Genomic DNA, 16,287 nt, shown 5'->3' with positions numbered 1-16,287 from the left:
GAGCAACCACGAAATAGCCGCTGTCGCGTCTGCTCAGTCAGCCGGCAGCGGCGACTGCGGCTTTTCCAGGGCTGAGCGCGCAGTTCCCCGCGCCCCTGGCGGGCGCGCCCCGTGCCCGTTGTGCGCGCCCCCGCGAGCGTGAGGCAGAATCGCGGCAATGAGCACCTACCGCGACCTCGCGCACCGCGGCTCCGCACGAGCCACCGTCCTGCGGACCGTGGGCACGCGCGAACGCCGATCCCATCTGACGGCGCCCCGCGTCCCCACCGTCGGCATCGACATCGGCGGCACGAAGGTGATGGCGGGTGTCGTCGACGCCGACGGCAACATCCTGGAGACCCTCCGTACGGAGACCCCGGACAAGTCGAAGAGCCCGCGGGTCGTCGAGGACACCATCGTGGAGCTGGTCCTCGACCTCTCCGACCGGCACGACGTGCACGCGGTCGGTATCGGCGCCGCGGGCTGGGTCGACGCGGAACGCAACCGCGTCCTGTTCGCCCCGCACCTGTCCTGGCGCAACGAACCGCTCCGCGACCGCATCTCGGGGCGCCTCGCGGTCCCGGTGATGGTCGACAACGACGCGAACACGGCGGCGTGGGCGGAGTGGCGCTTCGGCGCGGGCCGCGGCGAGGACCACCTCGTCATGATCACGCTGGGCACCGGCATCGGCGGCGCGATCCTGGAGGACGGTCAGGTCAAGCGCGGCAAGTTCGGTGTGGCGGGCGAGTTCGGCCATATGCAGGTCGTCCCCGGCGGGCACCGCTGCCCGTGCGGCAACCGCGGCTGCTGGGAGCAGTACAGCTCCGGCAACGCGCTGGTCCGTGAGGCGCGCGAGCTGGCCGCCGCCGACTCCCCGGTGGCGTACGGCATCATCGAGCGCGTCAAGGGCAACGTCCCCGACATCACCGGGCCCCTCATCACCGAGCTGGCCCGCGAGGGCGACGCCATGTGCGTCGAGCTGCTCCAGGACATCGGCCAGTGGCTCGGCGTCGGCATCGCGAACCTCGCGGCCGCCCTCGACCCGTCCTGCTTCGTGATCGGCGGCGGCGTGTCGGCCGCCGACGACCTCCTGATCGGCCCGGCCCGCGACGCCTTCCGCCGTCACCTCACGGGCCGCGGCTACCGTCCCGAGGCCCGCATCGCCCGCGCCCAGCTCGGCCCCGAGGCCGGCATGGTGGGCGCCGCCGACCTGGCCCGCCTGGTCGCCCGCCGCTTCCGCCGCGCCAACCGCCGCCGCGTGGAGCGCTACGAACGCTATGAGCGCTACGCCGAGGCGCGCCGCACCAACGACCGCACTTCTCAGGGAACCCAGTAAACAGATGACCGTGCCCCGCCAGCCCTCGTCCCCGGACTACCCCGGCGCCCCCGAGCCGCCGGACGGCGAGGGAGGCAAGACCGAGGACCGCCGCCACATGATCCGCCGCCGCTGGCTGACGGCGACGATCATCGTGCTCCTGATCGGCATCCCCGCCGGCTATCTGGTGATCTCCGCGAACCAGAGCCGCAACAGCGGCCGCGACAAGGAGGACAAGTACTCCGCGACCGGCCTCACCGAGGGCTGGCCCTCCAAGGTCCAGCGCCGTCTGTACGAGGTGCCGATCCCGCCGTACTCCAAGGAAGTCGCCTACTACGAGACGAACAACTGGCGCACGAGCCGTCTGTACGTCCAGTTCCTGACCAGCAACAAGGGCCTGGACAAGTTCCTCAAGCAGATCGGCACCTCCACGAACGCCCTGGAGCCGAACGACATCACCATCAGCAAGCGCGACCAGAAGGTCGTCGGCTGGGAGTTCACCGGCCAGGGGCCGTGGTCGGGCCTCACGAACGAGCAGGACGACCCGGCACCCACGCAGGACGTCGTCGTGGACCGCTCCAACTCCCAGCACCCGATGGTGTACGTGGTGTCGACGACGACTCCGTGACGACGACTCCGTGACGGCGCCCGGCATTGTTGCCAGCCCATGAAACGGTGACCGATCGCGCGGCGGGCGGCGCCGCGGGCTCCTAGCGTGACGCCCATGTCTGACTCGCGCCGCAAGGCGAACCCGGTACCGGGCGGCGCCCCGCCCTCATCGCCGTCGTCCGAAGCGTCGTACGACCGCCGCAGGCTGCACCAGTGGCTGGCGGGGGAGGCCCGTGCCGACGGTGTCGCGCGCAGGGACGTCCTGCGGCTCGTCGCCGCGGCGGGCCTGGCGGCAGCGGTCCCTGCGGGCCCCGCGGGCCTCGCGGCACCGGCGGCGTGGGCGGGCACGTCCGCGACGGCGGCCCCGGCCCCCGGTATCGTCAAACCCTTGCCCCCGGAGCGCTTCACGGTCCGCGGCACCAACGCCGAGACGCGCTTCGAGTCCCTGGCGGCCACCGGCCACACCACCCCCGTCTCGCACTTCTTCGTACGCAACCACACGACGACGCCGCGGCTCGACGCGGACACCTGGGCCCTGCGGATCTGGGGCGACGGACTCACGGGCGGGCCGAGGGAGTTCACGCTCGACGACCTCAAGCGGCTGCCCTCCGCGTCCCGCACCGCGTTCGTCGAATGCGCGGGCAACGGCAGAGGCTTCTTCGCCACGCAGCAGGGCCAGGAGGTCTCGGGCACCGCCTGGACCCTGGGCGCGATCGGCGTGGCGCGCTGGGGCGGCGTACGCCTTGCCGACGTCCTGCGCGCGGCGGGCCTCTCCCGCCGGGCGGTCGACGTGATGCCCCGCGGCCTCGACGCGGACTACATCACCGCGGACGGCACCGACCTCGGCCGCGTCCGCCGCCCGCTGCCGCTGGCCAAGGCCCTGGACGACGTGATCCTGGCGTACGAGATGAACGGCGAGCCGCTGCCCCCGGACCACGGGTACCCGCTCCGTCTCCTCGCCCCCTCCTGGGTGGGCATCGCCTCCATCAAGTGGCTGGGCGACATCGAGGTCTCCGCCGGCCCGCTCTACTCGCCCTGGAACACGGACTTCTACCGCCTGTACGGCGACGCGTACCCGCCGCAGGGCAGCGCGCCCCTCACCCGCCAGACCCTCAAATCGGCCTTCGAACTCCCCTGGAACGCCCCCTTCTCCACGGGCACCCGCCACCGCCTCACCGGCCGCGCCTGGTCGGGCGCGGGCGCGATCGCGCGGGTCGACGTCAGCACGGACGCGGGCACGACCTGGCACCGCGCCCGCCTCCACGACACCCCGCGCCGCGCCACCTGGACCCGCTGGTCCCTGCCCTGGCGCCCGACGACCCCCGGCCCCACGACGCTGCTCGCCCGCGCCACGGACACCACGGGCCGCGTGCAGCCGGAGACGACGCCGCACAACACGCAGGGGTATCTGTTCGACGCGGTGGTGCGGCATGCGGTGACGGTGGGGGACTGACCGCCGCTGACGTCAGCTCACCCGGCGGCCGCCGCCCACCTCTCGTACACGGCCGCCGCCACCCCCAGGTCCTCCCAGGCCATCCCCGCCGACTTGAACAGCCGCGGCCTCCCGTCCCCGACGGGCACCGTGCCCCGCACCAAGGCGTCCAACGTGTGCAACCGCTCCATGTCGAAGGCGCCTTCGCCGACCGCGAGCACCAGGTCGCCGCACTCACGCCCGGCCACTTCGCGGGACTCCGCCACCACTGTGGCGCGGCCCACGAGGCGGGCGTCGACCTCGCGGGCGTCCGGTTCGTGGGAGCCGACCGCGGCGACCGTCGCGTGGGCGGGGAGCAGGGCGCTGTCGAAGAGGGGCTCGCGGGACGTGGTGCAGCAGCACACGACGTCCGCGTGGGCCACGTCCCCCGGTGTCGCGGCGGACGCGGAGAGACCGGACGCGCGGCACCGCTCCACGAAGTCCCCGACCCGCCGCGCGTTCCTGGCGACCACGTCGACGTGCCGCAGCGACGGCCGCACCGCCCGCACCGCCGCCACATGCCCCCACGCCTGCGGCCCCGTCCCGAACACGAGCAGCCGTTCCGCCCGCGGCACGGCCAGCCGCCCGATCGCCACCCCGGACACCGCGGGCGTACGCAGCGACGTCAGCGCGATGCCGTCGAGCAGGGCCAGGGGCGTGTGGGTCACCCCGTCCAGGAGGAGGTACAGGCCCTGGATCCGGGGGAGCCCGCGGTCCGCGTTGCCCGGAGTGACCGTGGCGATCTTCACTCCGGTGTACGACGCGGTGGCCGACGGCATCATGAGCAACTGCCCACCGGGCACCTCCACGACACCGCGCGGCGGCTCCGCCTCCGGATCGAGCCCCGACATGAGCACGGACTCCAGGGCGTCGATCGCGGCGGGCATGGGGACGAGGCGGGTCATGGTCGCGGCGTCGATGGAGGGTACGGCGGCGGGCCGCGGCAGTCGGTGGTGCGGGGCGGGCGTATCCATGGGCTCGGCAGTCCTTTCGTCCGGGCGTCAGCTCACGCTGGTGATCACACCCCTATGGAACACGTCGACCGCCGAGTCGACGCTCCGGATGAAACCGGAAGCGGCGTTGCCACGGGTGCTGCCGAGCGTACGGGAGAGCGAGAGCCGGAACCCCGTGATGTCGCCGCCCGCGCGGGAACCGCCGCCCCCGTCGCCCGGCAGCAGATCCGCGGGCTCCGGGCGGAGCTTGTCCAACGTGCCGCGCGGGCCCGGCACTTCGCCGCGCATCAGCGTCTGGACATGCAGATCCGCCGGGGCGTCGGCCAGCTGTCTCATCAGCCGCTTCACCCACGTCAACGGGTAGCCCTGCCCGGGCGCGGGCACCTCGATCGACGTACGCAACCGGCTCAGCCGCAGATCGGCGGTGAGATGCAGGGTGCCGGGCGCCCCGTCGATCCTGATCTCCGCGTGCAGCCGGCCGTCCTCGCACAGGACCTTGGCGAGCGCCGCACGACGCGACTGCGGATCCGCACCCCGCCCGGCCCGCTGCACGGGCACGACCTTCGCCCCGAGCTCCCCACCCAGCCGCAGACAGACCTGCCGGATCAGCCGCTCCCAGCTCTCCACCACCCGCACGGCGCGGGGGTCGCCCGGCACGAGCGTCTCGTCGTCGATGCCGTTGCGCACACAGACCCAGTCCGCGCCCATGTTCTGGAAGCCGTGGCAGCCCGAGTTCTCGTGCTGGAGATAGTGGAGCAGCTCCTGCAGCAGCCAGGCGTGCGGCTCCTGGCGGACCCCCTCGTGGTGGATCAGCATCTGCGCCTGGTGCGTCACATCGGCCCAGGACAGATGCCAGAGGGCGACCTTGTTCTTGCGCCGCGCGTCGGTCCTGGCCGGCACGAGCGGACTGCCGTCGAGCGCCACGTCGTTGGAGAGCGTGATGACCGCCTCGTAGCCGCGGCGCACCGCGATGTCGAGATAGTCCTGCACCTGTTCGGCCTTGAGGGGATTCCCGTTCGTCTTCGTCTCCACGAGGGCCGTCCACAACTTGCCCGCGCGTTCGACGCGGATGATGCCGTCGGGGCGCCGGGGATGGTCCCCGTTGGGCAGCACGACCTCCGTGAACGTCTCCATGCGGCCCGCCGGGGCACCGAACGCGGCCGTGAGCCTGCGGCCGAACTCCGGCACCTGCGCCATGACCGACAGCAGGATGGAGGTCGCCCGCACCTCACGGTCCCTGTCGCTCTTCAGGGACGACAACGGAAAGAGCCGCGCCGCCCGCCAGTCCTCGTTCTCCGCGAGGGACGGTTTGGCGGGGGCCTTCGGCAGCCGTGCCTTCTTCTTGGCCGTACGCAGCCGACGAGGCGGGGCGGCGGGGGACGCGGGTGCTGTCGTGGCGGGCGCGGCGGGGGGCGTGTCCGTGGCCGCCGCCGGAGGAACCACTACTGCCGAAGGAGCCTCTGCCGGAGAAGGCCCCGCCACAGGGGCCGACACCGGCTGCGGCGGTACGTCCTGGTCGTCGTCCTCGTCGATCTCGATGCCGTAGTCCGTGGCCAGACCCGCCAGGCCCGTCTCGTACCCCTGTCCCACCGCACGGAACTTCCACTCGCCCGCGCGCCGGTAGATCTCGGCGAAGACGAACGCGCTCTCCACGGTCGCCCCCGTGATCGTGAACCCGATCAGGTCGTCGCCGGTGGCGCCGGTGAGGGTGAGACGGAGGTCCTGCAGCTCACCGAATCCGGCCCGCCGGTAGCGGCTCGCCGCGATGACCACACGGCTCACCGCGGCGGGCAGCGCCGACAGGTCGAGCCGGATCCGGTCCTCGCTGCCGTTGTCCGTCGGCGTCTGGCCGAGCAGTTGTACGGAACCGTCCGCCGCGACCGGATGGTTGTAGAAGTAGAAGTCGTCGTTTCCCCCGACTTTTCCGTTCTCCCGGAGCAGCAGGACGGACACGTCGCAGTCCCCTTCACCGCTCGCACTGCTCCAGCCGAGCCGCACGATCAGCGAATCGCCCGCGTCGGCGGGCGCCGGAAGGGCGGTGTTGGCCCCCTTGGTCATTTCGCGCACATCAGCCCCCCGCGAAAGGGAAGGGCGGTGCGGTCGAAGGCCGAACGGCCCTCCTGGTGACGGTAGTTGAATACCCCTTTGTCATAGGAGCTTGAGGCGGAAACGGCCACTCTGACAAGGCTTCGGAGCCCGAAGACGTCCCGGTCCTGACCCTTGCTTCCTCCTTCGGCGCCACAGGGCACAGGTCGGCGGTCGACCAGGGGCCGCGCACGGTCCGACACGGATACGTCACGACCGATCTGCTGGCCGCGATCCGCGCGTACTACTTCGACGAGGCCCCGGACTCGGCGGGCAGCTGGCTGCTCGGCCCGTTGGACGCCTGACGGCCGCCATCGACGGCGCGGGCTCGGCGCCGCGGAGTTGGCTGGGATGCGTTCACTCGATCGGGCTCAGTTCACGGCCGGGAGGTTGAGGCCGGGCGCGGGGAGCAGGGGACATCCCGCATCCATCACCTCTACTTCGTAAGGGAGTTGCCCGATGAAGCGTCGTCCGTACGGCGTGCCGGTGGTCCTCGCGGTCCTGCTCGGCGTGCTCGGTCCGGTCTCCTTCGCGAGCGCACGGCCGGCGTCGGCCGCGCCGCTCGTCGACATCACCTGTCCGGTGGGCAGTCAGGTCGGCACGTACAGCCCGGGGCTCACCTACGAGCCTCGCGACGTCGCCTTCCAGGCGAGCGGCAACGTGTCAGGCTGTGTGGATCTCAGCGGGCACGGCATCGCCGGCGCCGCCTTCTCCTCCGCGGGCCACGGCACCGCGAGCTGTCTGTCGGGCAGCGTCTCCAACACGACGACCTACCGCTGGAGCAACGGGCAATCCAGCACGGTCCAGGGCACCGGGGCGATCAACCTCAAGCCCAACGGCATCACCGTCCTGGTCCTCACCGGCACCGTGGAGTCCGGGCAGTTCGCCGGAGCGACGGTCGTCCAGACCAAGACCCTCCTCAACTCCGACCTGACCGCCTGCCTCACACCGGAGGGCCTGACCTCCGTCGGCGGACCGATCAGCCTGACCGTGGCCCTGTAGCGCACCGTGAAAGTGAGGGGCACGGCGGTGCGGGTCTTCCTGCCTGGTGCGTGAGCAGTCACACGAGCGCGCCCGCGCCCGGCGTGTATGGCCGCCCGTGGACACGAGACCGGCCGGCGCGCCGTGTCGACGGCAGCTGGCCGGGTACCCGGTGGACGCGGCGGGACGTCGCGGAGACCCGGAGAGGACGGAGCGCCATGTCCCAGGAGGAACCCCGCACGAGTGCATCAGGGGTCGACGTGACCGGCGCCGGTCGTGGCTCCGTGGTCGTCGGCGTCGACGACACGTCGTACTCCTGGTCGGCGGCGGACTGGGCCGCTTCGGAGGCGGAGCGGCGCGGCTGTGGGGTGAAAGTCGTCCATGCCGTCGGCCGGGGTGTGGACTCCGCGTACGGCGAAGCGTTGGAGCTGGGGCTGACGGAACGAGCCATGGAGGCGGCCGTCGGCGTGCTCGACGACGCCCGGGCGCGGCTCACGGCCGGCCATCCCGGCGTGCCGATCGAGACCGGGCCCGCGCGGGACGATCCGGCCGAAGCCCTGATGAGCGCGGCCAGGGACGCCGATCTGATCGTGGTGGGCACGCGTGGACGCGGTGGTTTCGCCGAGCTGCTGCTCGGTTCGGTGAGCCGGAAGGTGGCCGCGCACGCCGACCGGCCGGTCGTGGTGGTGCGCGGGGACATGGCGAAGGCCGTCAGCAACGGCATCGTCGCGGGCGTACGCGACGAGCGGGACGAGGCAGCCGTACGGTTCGCGCTCGCCGAGGCGGAGCTGCACCGGGCCGACGTGCGGCTGGTGCACTCCTGGACGCCGCTCGCCCCCCTCGGCATCGGCCGCGTGACATCGCAGGTCAGCCACATCGAGGAGGAGCGGGACGCCCACGCCCAGCTGCTGAACCACGCCGCGCGTCCCATCGCCGAACACCCGACGGTGCACGTGGACACGGAGCTGACCGCGGACTCGGCCGCCGGGGCTCTGGTGAAGGTGTCGGAGGGAACCGGCCTGGTGGTGCTTCCGCGCCACCCGGTCGAGGGCAGGTTCGGGCTGCCGCTGGGCACGGTGGTGCACGCCGTGCTGCATCACGCGCACTGTCCTGTCGCTGTCGTGCCGGTGGGCTGAGCGCTCCGCCGACGCTGCCGCGACGGCTTGTTGAGCTGAGCCGCGCGGCGTACGCCGCCCACGGGTTGGCCCGCCCGGGCCATTGGTCGGGCTATTGCTGCCGACAGGAACGACAGGAAGGTGCGGCCCGTATCCGGGTATGCGCGGAAGGCCAGGTCACGTGCCGCAGTTGGGGGCCAGCCTGACACGATCGGATTCGGCGACCACCGTGCCGTTGACGCTCAGTTCCGAATACCAGCCCGCTCCTTGTCCGCCCGTACCGGAGCAATCCCCGCTCGCGTCGACGAATCCTGTGGCGAAGTAGCGGGAGACGTCCGCGACTTGCGGGTCGCCCTGCCAGCGGATGTCCAGAAAGATGCGCAGCTCGACATTGGCGTTGCCGCACTCGGCGCCGTCCCGCTGCCCGCTCGCGGTGACGATGCCGGGCGCCGGTGAGGCAGGCGGATGCGCGGTGTTGACGCAGGCGGCTGATGCGGATGGGTCCTGAGTCGTAGGCTCCGCCGCCGCGGCCGATGCGGGAACGAGGGTCGCCAGCAGGGCTGCGGAGCCGGCGGCGGTGAGTAGACGAGTGCGGACTTTCACGACGATGCTCCCTGTTGTCGCCTGAGGCCCGTCACAGCTCTTGTGCCGCTGGGCGCCTTCACCAGAGCGAAGTGCGTGGATCCCAAGGGGCCTTGGTGCTGTGGTGCTGTGGTGCTGTGGTGCTGTGGTGCTGTGGTGCTGTGGTGCAGTGGTGCTGTGCGAACCTGTTGTGGCGCGCCGCGTACCCGGGCATGCAGGGACTATGCGCTTTCCGGGAAACACGGAGCGGCACACAGGAGGCACGACTTCAGGTTCCAGCCACGCCATTCCTGCGCCACACGGTGTTTGCGTACCTCCGGCCAGGCCACTCGTGCTGTTCGATCCGCTCCTGGTCCCCAGCCCTGTTCGGGGAGGCGCACAACGATGGCGCGCATCTTGGTCGACGGTGATGACCTGGTCGTACGGCTGGCCTGGTGGGAAGAGGCGGCCGTGCGCCATCGTGATGTGCGCGTGCCGTTGGCGGCGGTGCGCCGGGTGAATCTCGAAGGGGACTGGTGGCGGGCCCTGCGCGGGCGCCCCGAGCGCGGCGTCTGCGTTCCGGGCGCCGTGTGCCTCGGCAGGCGCGGCCATCAGGGCGGGAAGGACTTCGTCGCGGTCCGGCCGGGCAGGCCCGTGGTCTGCGTCGAGCTGGGACCGTCCGCCCCCTTCCGCCTTCTCGCCGTCACCGCGCGCGCGGAGGAGGAAGGCAGGGCGACGGCAGCGAAGCTTCACCGGAGTGCACCGGGCCTCGACACGTCCACACGCTGGCGGCAGCCGCTGCCTGTGCCCGAGGAGCCTGTGCCCGAGGAGTCGGAGGGAAGTCCTGCCGGGCCGACGTCCTCTTCGCCATGCCCCGCGACGGAACCTTCTACGAACCCCAACCCGCCGCGGCCAGGCGGGGAGTTGAGACCACTCGATCAGTCCTCCGGCCGGAGCCGCTGACGAGCGGCCTCAAGCCGCTGGTCGTAGTCAGCCGCGAACAGCTCAGGAAGCGCCTTGTCGAGCGTTCCGGCGATCCGATGGATCGGCGCCCAGACCGCCGGATCGTCGACAACCCGGCTGAGGTCCGTCATCTGGAGCCTCTCCAGCCAGTGCGACAGCACCAATGCCTCATCACTCGTGAGCTTGATCGTGACCTGGTCATCGCTCACACACACCCCTACGGCTCGGCCCGCCCTCGACCGCACGAATCTAGCGGCCTTGGACCTTGGCCAAACACACAGGGGCTCCCGACCGAGGGCCGAGTTCTCGGACACTGCGTGGCAGGACGATGCCGAGGGGGTGTTCGGGGCACAGGAGGCCGCTGCTGGATGTGTCCTATGTCCATGGTCCGCCGACGGCCGCGGAGGGCACGGTGCGTAGTGACTGCATCCGGCCGGTCGGCCCGGCAGGTCACTGAGGCGTGGCAGCGTATCGAGGCGTGGCTGCGTGAGCATGCTCCCGCGTCGCACCGAACACTGCTCCCGGGTGCCACTCCGGAGGAAGTCGGCCGTGCGGAAGCGGAGTTCAGGGTGGGGCTGCGCGGTGGGCTGAGGGCACTGTGGGGATTGTGCGGCGGAGTGCGTGACATGCGTGGCGCGGAGTTCCTGCTGGACAACCGGGCGTTGATGACCATCAAGGACGCGATTGAGTTCCGTGCCGTGCAGCTCGTTTCGGAACGGATGCGTGGCGGGCGGACTGGATTCCGGTGATCTCGTTCCATGCTCACGACCGGGCTCACGGCTTGTACCTGGACAACGCCAGTGGGCAGCTGTGTTCCTGGGACCGGTTCGGCGGACGTCAGCCCGCGTTCGCATCCCTGACGGCCTACTTGGAGGGGATCGCGGACGCACTTGCCGCGCCGGGCCTTGCCGGCCCTGAGAAGCCCGGGCTGAACGAGAGAAGGAGGGGGCCGATCGCGGATGGCCCCCTCCTTGCCCGTTACGGACTGCTGGCCGATCTTCTTCCAGGCGCAGGTGGGGACTTCCGCGTTGGGGTCGACCTTGGTGCAGTGCTCGAAGCCCGGGTCGTCGACGAAGAACCCGTCATTGTCGAGCAGACGCCACGGCGCCGGGTTGAACTTGTGGAACGCACCGGAGTTCTGTGTGCCGGGGATCGCGGCCCGGCCGCACTTCTCCTTGCCGGTGCCGTTCCAGGTGCTTCATCTGCTGCTGGAACTTGAAGCTGGCCGGCCTCCACCTGCGGTTAAGTCCTCCGGCCCGGCGGCCGGGCGCTCAGACGGGGCAGCCCCAACAGCGGAGCGGGTCTCAAACTCAACTCTTTCAAGCTCGGCGGAAGCGGAATCGCGATGATTTGGGCAGGAGAGGAACACTCGGCGTGAAGTCGTCCGGTTCGGCACGTGCTGCGTCGGACGCGAGGCCTTCCACCCGGGGCGGCAGCTACAGTCAGGACCCCCCCTCATAGGGGCTGCCGTGACAGATGAGAGGGTCGGGCGGGTGAGTGAGACACCGAAGAACACCCTGCAATACCGCGTTGACGGGCCAGAAGACGCGCCGGTCCTGGTCCTGGGTTCCTCACTGGGCACCACCTGGCACATGTGGGACCGGCAGATACCGGAGCTGAGCCGGCACTGGCGGGTGTTCCGCTTCGACATGCCCGGACACGGTGGGGCGCCCGCTCATCCCTGTGGGTCCGTGGGGGAGCTGGTGGAGCGGCTGCTTGCGACGCTCGACGAGCTCGGGGTGCAGCGGTTCGGGTATACGGGGTGCGCCTTCGGCGGGGCGATCGGCGTGGAGCTCGCGTTGCGGCATCCGCAGCGGGTCGCCTCGCTGGCGCTGATCGCGGCTTCGCCGCGGTTCGGGACCGCCGACGAGTTCCGCCAGCGCGGCGTGATCGTGCGCAGCAACGGCCTCGACCCGATCGCGCGGGCCGCGCCCGACCGCTGGTTCACGCCCGGGTTCGCCGCCGCGCAGCCCGCGATCACGGACTGGGCGGTGCAGATGGTGCGCACCACCGACCCGGGGTGCTACATCGCCGCGTGCGAGGCGCTCGCCGCCTTCGACGTGCGGGCGGAGCTGGGCAGGGTGGGGGTGCCCACGCTGGTGCTCGTGGGATCGGACGACCAGGTCACGGGGCAGGGGGAGGCGCGCAATCTCGTCGCGGGCATCCCGGACGCCCGGCTCGCCGTGGTGCCGGGTGCCTCGCATCTGGCGCCGGTGGAGCAGCCCGCCGCGGTCACCGATCTCCTTGTGCGGCACTTCTCGTCGGCCTGGCAGGACACCCAGGCCGCGATCGCGGCGCCGCCCGTGAAGCCCGTGCTCGCCCCGCCGCCCCCCGCGCCGGTGGCCGAGATCGCGCCCATGGAGCAGCCCGAGGCCGTGGCGGGCAGTGTCAGGACCGATCCGTACGAGGCGGGGATCAAGGTCCGCCGTGAGGTTCTCGGCGACGCGCACGTCGATCAGGCGCTGGCCGCCGCCGACGACTTCTCGGGGGACTTCCAGGAGCTCGTCACGCGCTATGCCTGGGGCGAGATCTGGAACCGTCCCGGTCTGGACCGGCGCTCGCGCAGCTGTGTCACGCTGACCGCGCTCGTCGCCGGCGGGCACCTGGACGAGCTGGCCTTCCACACCCGGGCCGCGCTGCGCAACGGACTGACCCCGGCCGAGATCAAGGAGGTCCTCCTCCAGGCCGCCGTGTACTGCGGCGTCCCGGCGGCGAACGCCGCGTTCAAGGTCGCGCAGGGCGTGATTCGTGAGGAAACCACGCCCCAGGAGTAGCAGGATGGGGCGCATGGCCATCTCTACGAACTCTACGAAGCGCATCAAATTCACGAAGAAGTCCCACGCGTGCGTGCGTCTCGAAAAGGACGGGCGCACGCTCGTCATCGACCCGGGCGGCTTCAGCGAGAACGACGCCGCCCTCGGTGCCGACGCGATCCTCGTCACGCACGAGCACCCCGACCACTTCAACGAGGAGCGGTTGCGGGCGGGCCTGGAGGCCAACCCCGGTGCCGAGATCTGGACGCTCAAGTCCGTCGCGGACCAGATCTCGGCGGCCTTTCCCGGGCGCGTGCACACCGTCGGGCACGGCGACACCTTCACGGCCGCCGGGTTCGACGTCCAGGTGCACGGCGAGCTGCACGCGGTGATCCACCCGGACATCCCGCGGATCACCAACGTCGGCTATCTGGTGGACGGTTCGGTCTTCCACCCCGGTGACGCGCTGACGGTCCCCGACCAGCCCGTCGAGACGCTGATGCTCCCGGTGATGGCCCCCTGGAGCAAGATCTCGGAGGTCATCGACTACGTACGGGAGGTCGGGCCGCAGCGCGCGTACGACATCCACGACGCGCTGCTCACCGATCTGGCGCGGCCGATCTACGACAACCAGATCGGCGCCCTCGGCGGCGCCGAGCACCTGCGTCTGACACCCGGGGACTCGGCCGACCTGTGACTGTCAGTGCCGCCCGGTAGGTTGTGAGGCATGCGCATTGCGACCTGGAACGTGAACTCGATCACCGCTCGTCTGCCGAGGCTCCTGGCCTGGCTGGAGAACACCGGCACGGACGTGCTGTGCATTCAGGAGACCAAGACGACGGCCGAGGGCTTCCCCGCGGACGAGCTGCGCGAGCTGGGCTACGAGTCCGCGGTGAACGCGACCGGGCGGTGGAACGGCGTCGCGCTGGTCTCCAAGGTCGGCCTCGAAGACGTGGTCAAGGGCCTGCCGGGCGGTCCCGACTACGACGGCGCCGAGGAGCCCCGCGCGATCTCCGCGACCTGCGGCCCGGTCCGCGTCTGGTCGGTGTACGTGCCGAACGGCCGCGAGGTCGACCACGCGCACTACGCGTACAAGCTCCAGTGGTTCGAGGCCCTGAAGGCGGCGGTCGCCGGGGACGCGGCGGGCTCGCGGCCCTTCGCGGTCCTCGGCGACTTCAACGTCGCGCCGACCGATGACGACGTCTGGGACCCGGCCCTCTTCGAGGGCGCCACGCACGTCACCCCGGCCGAGCGCGCCGCCCTCGCGGCCCTGCGCGAGACGGGCCTCACCGACGTCTTCCCGCGCCCCCTCAAGTACGCCCACCCGTTCACGTTCTGGGACTACCGGGAGCTCGGCTTCCCCAAGAACAAGGGCATGCGCATCGACCTCGTCTACGGGAACGAGCCTTTTACGAAGGCCGTCACCGACTCGTACGTGGACCGTGAGGAGCGCAAGGGCAAGGGCGCGTCGGACCACGCGCCCGTAGTGGTCGACTTGGACGTGCAGTAGCCGACTCGGACGGGCAATGAAAGGCCCGTCCGGCGTTTGAGGACGAACCCGGCGGAGCCGGTGATTCACGGCGCCAAGAGGCGCAGGTCCACCGAATCCGCCAGCGCCGCCAACCCCGCGTCCCCGGGGTGCAGATGGTCCCCGCTGTCATAGGCGGGGAGGATCCGCGCCGGGTGCGCGGGGTCACGGAGCACCGCGTCGAAGTCGAGCACCGCGTCGTAGTCGTCGTTGTCGCGGATGTACGCGTTGACGGCCTGGCGCTGCGCCTCCGCCGCCGCCGTGCAGAGCGACTCGCCCTCGCAGGGGGCGATGGTCGCGGCGACGACCCGGAGGCCGCGCGCGCGGGAGCGGTCCGCGATCTCCCGCAGGCCCGCGATCACTTGGCCCGCCGACGCGCCCCAGCGCACGTCGTTGACGCCCTCGAAGACCACGACGGTGCGCGCCGAGGTCTGTGCGAGGACGTCGCGGTCCAGACGGTGCAGGGCGCTCACGCCGCCCGTGTCGGTGGAGACGCCGTCGCCGGGATAGCGGTCGGCGACGATGCGGTTCGCCGAGATGCCCTGGTTGAGGACGCCGTAGCGCGGCACGTCGGACTGGTTGAGGAGGCGGGTCGCCAGGACGTTGGGCCAGCGGTGGTTGGCGTCCTGCGTCGACTTCACACCATCGGTGATCGAGTCGCCGAGCAGCACCACGGATCCGGGACCGCCGCCCACGTCGACGCCGGTGAGCAGCGGCCAGGTCGTGATCGTCGAGGTGTACGCGGCGGGGGAGCTCTCGTCGGCGTGGTCGCCGGGCGTGCTCACGTACGAGCGCTGGATGGCCTGGCTGTGCACGGGCGCCGACGTCACGGGTCCGGGCAGATGGAAGCTGACCAGGAGGTTCGCGTCGGCGGGCACGTCGAAGTCGAGGGGGTCGCTGAACGCCTGGGCGCCCGCGGGGATCTCGGTGCCGGCCGAGCCGCGGAAGGACAGCCTGCGCGGCTCGCTCCTGGCCCCTGCCCCCGCGTCCTGCACGGCCACCGTCGCGCCGCCGATGCGCACCGGAGCGGCCGCGAAGGTGTTGTCGAGCCTGATCCGCACCCGGGGCCCACCGGTGCTGGTGTGCACGACGAGGCGTACGGTGCGGTCGGTCCAGGGGCCCACCGCCGTGTACCCGGCGGTCGACGCCGACCAGCTGCCGGTCCAGCCCCTGGCCTCGGGCCGCACCGACAGGGCGAACACATGCAGATCGGCCGCGCCGGGGTCCCGCGGCAGGTCCACCGAAGCGACCTCGCGCCCGCGGACCAGCGGCACCGACACGACGTACAGCCGTGCCCGCTCGGCGAGTTGGCCGCCGGGTGTGTTGATGTGCGGCAGGGCGACGGACTTCGTGGCGGGCGGTCCTGAGCGCCAGTCGGGCGCGGTGAGCCGGTAGGTGCCGCGCGAGCCGTCCCGGTAGCGCACCGTCCCCGTGCCCGCCGCCTCGCCGCCGGTGCCCGCGACCAGGAAGGAGAGGGCGTCGCCGCGGCCGCGCATCCGCACCGCCTGGCCGTCGGCGCGTACGTTGTCGAGCTGCCCCGGTTCGGTGCGCGGCCAGCTGAGGCGGGCGCCGTCAACGGCCAGTGTGCGTCCGGGAGCCCAGCCCGCGGAGGTCAGGTCGCGGGCGGAGAGCGAGCCGCCGGAACCGTCGAAGTCCGCGTCGGCGGGGCGGTCGTCGGCGCTGACCGCCTTGTTGTCGAAGAGCCGCTCCAGGGGGAGCGGCGGGGGTCTGTGCCCGGTGGCGGCCTCGGCGGACGCCACCGGGGCGATGCCGGTGAGCAGGGCGAACACGGCGGTGGCTCCCCAGAGTTGGCGGCGCACGACAGACCCCTCCCGCGTGGTGACAGATGCGCCATGAAGCTAAGGAGGCGTCAGAGGCGCGTCAATGTGTCTCGGGTGAACAGGACGCGAACTCGGGCGGGTGCTCCCGTGCGGGCCGCTCCGGGACCCTTGCGCGGGCCCGGCTATTTAGTAG

14 protein-coding genes are annotated in these 16,287 nt (G+C 71.6%); 9 read left to right on the top strand and 5 right to left on the bottom strand.

Annotation, left to right across the window (positions count from 1 at the left end):
- Window positions 1-157: 157 nt before the first annotated feature.
- The 3 genes from ACFWZ2_RS14495 (at window position 158) to ACFWZ2_RS14485 (ending at window position 3,356) form a co-directional block, all read left to right on the top strand.
- On the top strand, window positions 158-1,315 hold the full coding sequence (locus ACFWZ2_RS14495) for an ROK family glucokinase (RefSeq protein ID WP_362325370.1): 1,158 nt from the start codon (window positions 158-160) through the stop codon (window positions 1,313-1,315).
- 4 nt (window positions 1,316-1,319) lie between these two features.
- Window positions 1,320-1,922 (top strand): sugar kinase, encoded by a 603-nt coding sequence (locus tag ACFWZ2_RS14490; RefSeq protein WP_384545420.1) that lies wholly within the window; start codon window positions 1,320-1,322, stop codon window positions 1,920-1,922.
- Window positions 1,923-2,018: 96 nt separating this feature from the next.
- On the top strand, window positions 2,019-3,356 hold the full coding sequence (locus ACFWZ2_RS14485; protein WP_384545419.1) for a sulfite oxidase: 1,338 nt from the start codon (window positions 2,019-2,021) through the stop codon (window positions 3,354-3,356).
- Window positions 3,357-3,373: 17 nt separating this feature from the next.
- Here the strand turns inward: ACFWZ2_RS14485 and ACFWZ2_RS14480 are convergent, their stop codons facing one another.
- Window positions 3,374-4,348 (bottom strand): ornithine cyclodeaminase family protein, encoded by a 975-nt coding sequence (locus ACFWZ2_RS14480; protein WP_384545418.1) that lies wholly within the window; start codon window positions 4,346-4,348, stop codon window positions 3,374-3,376.
- A gap of 27 nt (window positions 4,349-4,375) precedes the next feature.
- Entirely contained in the window at window positions 4,376-6,385 is a 2,010-nt protein-coding gene (locus ACFWZ2_RS14475) for a TerD family protein (RefSeq protein ID WP_384545417.1), read from the bottom strand.
- Between the two features lie 486 nt (window positions 6,386-6,871).
- Between ACFWZ2_RS14475 and ACFWZ2_RS14470 the strand changes: the two genes are divergently transcribed.
- Together ACFWZ2_RS14470 and ACFWZ2_RS14465 are read left to right on the top strand one after the other, a co-directional pair.
- A complete protein-coding gene (locus ACFWZ2_RS14470) occupies window positions 6,872-7,414 on the top strand; it encodes a hypothetical protein (RefSeq protein WP_384545416.1) in 543 nt (180 codons plus the stop codon).
- 197 nt (window positions 7,415-7,611) lie between these two features.
- The gene (locus ACFWZ2_RS14465; RefSeq protein ID WP_384545415.1) at window positions 7,612-8,529 is read left to right on the top strand and encodes a universal stress protein; all 918 of its coding nucleotides are present in this window, start codon (window positions 7,612-7,614) and stop codon (window positions 8,527-8,529) included.
- 156 nt (window positions 8,530-8,685) lie between these two features.
- On the opposite strand, the gene ACFWZ2_RS14460 is transcribed toward ACFWZ2_RS14465, so the two are convergent.
- Together ACFWZ2_RS14460 and ACFWZ2_RS14455 are read right to left on the bottom strand one after the other, a co-directional pair.
- Window positions 8,686-9,111, bottom strand: a complete 426-nt coding sequence (locus ACFWZ2_RS14460; protein WP_384545414.1) for a hypothetical protein — start codon at window positions 9,109-9,111, stop codon at window positions 8,686-8,688.
- A gap of 896 nt (window positions 9,112-10,007) precedes the next feature.
- Window positions 10,008-10,247 (bottom strand): hypothetical protein, encoded by a 240-nt coding sequence (locus ACFWZ2_RS14455; RefSeq protein WP_384545413.1) that lies wholly within the window; start codon window positions 10,245-10,247, stop codon window positions 10,008-10,010.
- Window positions 10,248-10,658: 411 nt separating this feature from the next.
- Here ACFWZ2_RS14455 and ACFWZ2_RS14450 point away from each other — a divergent pair, with 411 nt between their 5' ends.
- The 4 genes from ACFWZ2_RS14450 to ACFWZ2_RS14435 all read left to right on the top strand — a co-directional run bounded on the left by ACFWZ2_RS14450 (window position 10,659) and on the right by ACFWZ2_RS14435 (window position 14,295).
- On the top strand, window positions 10,659-10,781 hold the full coding sequence (locus ACFWZ2_RS14450; protein WP_384545412.1) for a hypothetical protein: 123 nt from the start codon (window positions 10,659-10,661) through the stop codon (window positions 10,779-10,781).
- A 744-nt stretch (window positions 10,782-11,525) separates the two neighbouring features.
- Window positions 11,526-12,806, top strand: a complete 1,281-nt coding sequence (gene pcaC / locus ACFWZ2_RS14445) for a 4-carboxymuconolactone decarboxylase (RefSeq protein ID WP_384545411.1) — start codon at window positions 11,526-11,528, stop codon at window positions 12,804-12,806.
- 43 nt (window positions 12,807-12,849) lie between these two features.
- Entirely contained in the window at window positions 12,850-13,482 is a 633-nt protein-coding gene (locus ACFWZ2_RS14440; RefSeq protein ID WP_384545426.1) for an MBL fold metallo-hydrolase, read from the top strand.
- Window positions 13,483-13,512: 30 nt separating this feature from the next.
- A complete protein-coding gene (locus ACFWZ2_RS14435) occupies window positions 13,513-14,295 on the top strand; it encodes an exodeoxyribonuclease III (RefSeq protein WP_384545410.1) in 783 nt (260 codons plus the stop codon).
- A 65-nt stretch (window positions 14,296-14,360) separates the two neighbouring features.
- Here ACFWZ2_RS14435 and ACFWZ2_RS14430 read toward each other — a convergent pair whose 3' ends face one another.
- Window positions 14,361-16,133, bottom strand: coding sequence for an SGNH/GDSL hydrolase family protein (locus tag ACFWZ2_RS14430; RefSeq protein WP_384545409.1), 1,773 nt, complete (start codon window positions 16,131-16,133; stop codon window positions 14,361-14,363).
- Window positions 16,134-16,287 lie beyond the last annotated feature (154 nt).

Source organism: Streptomyces sp. NPDC059002 (assembly GCF_042740435.1).
Classification (GTDB): domain Bacteria; phylum Actinomycetota; class Actinomycetes; order Streptomycetales; family Streptomycetaceae; genus Streptomyces.
The sequence above is the reverse complement of the archived record's forward strand: the minus strand, read 5'-3'. Positions and strand labels throughout refer to the sequence as shown.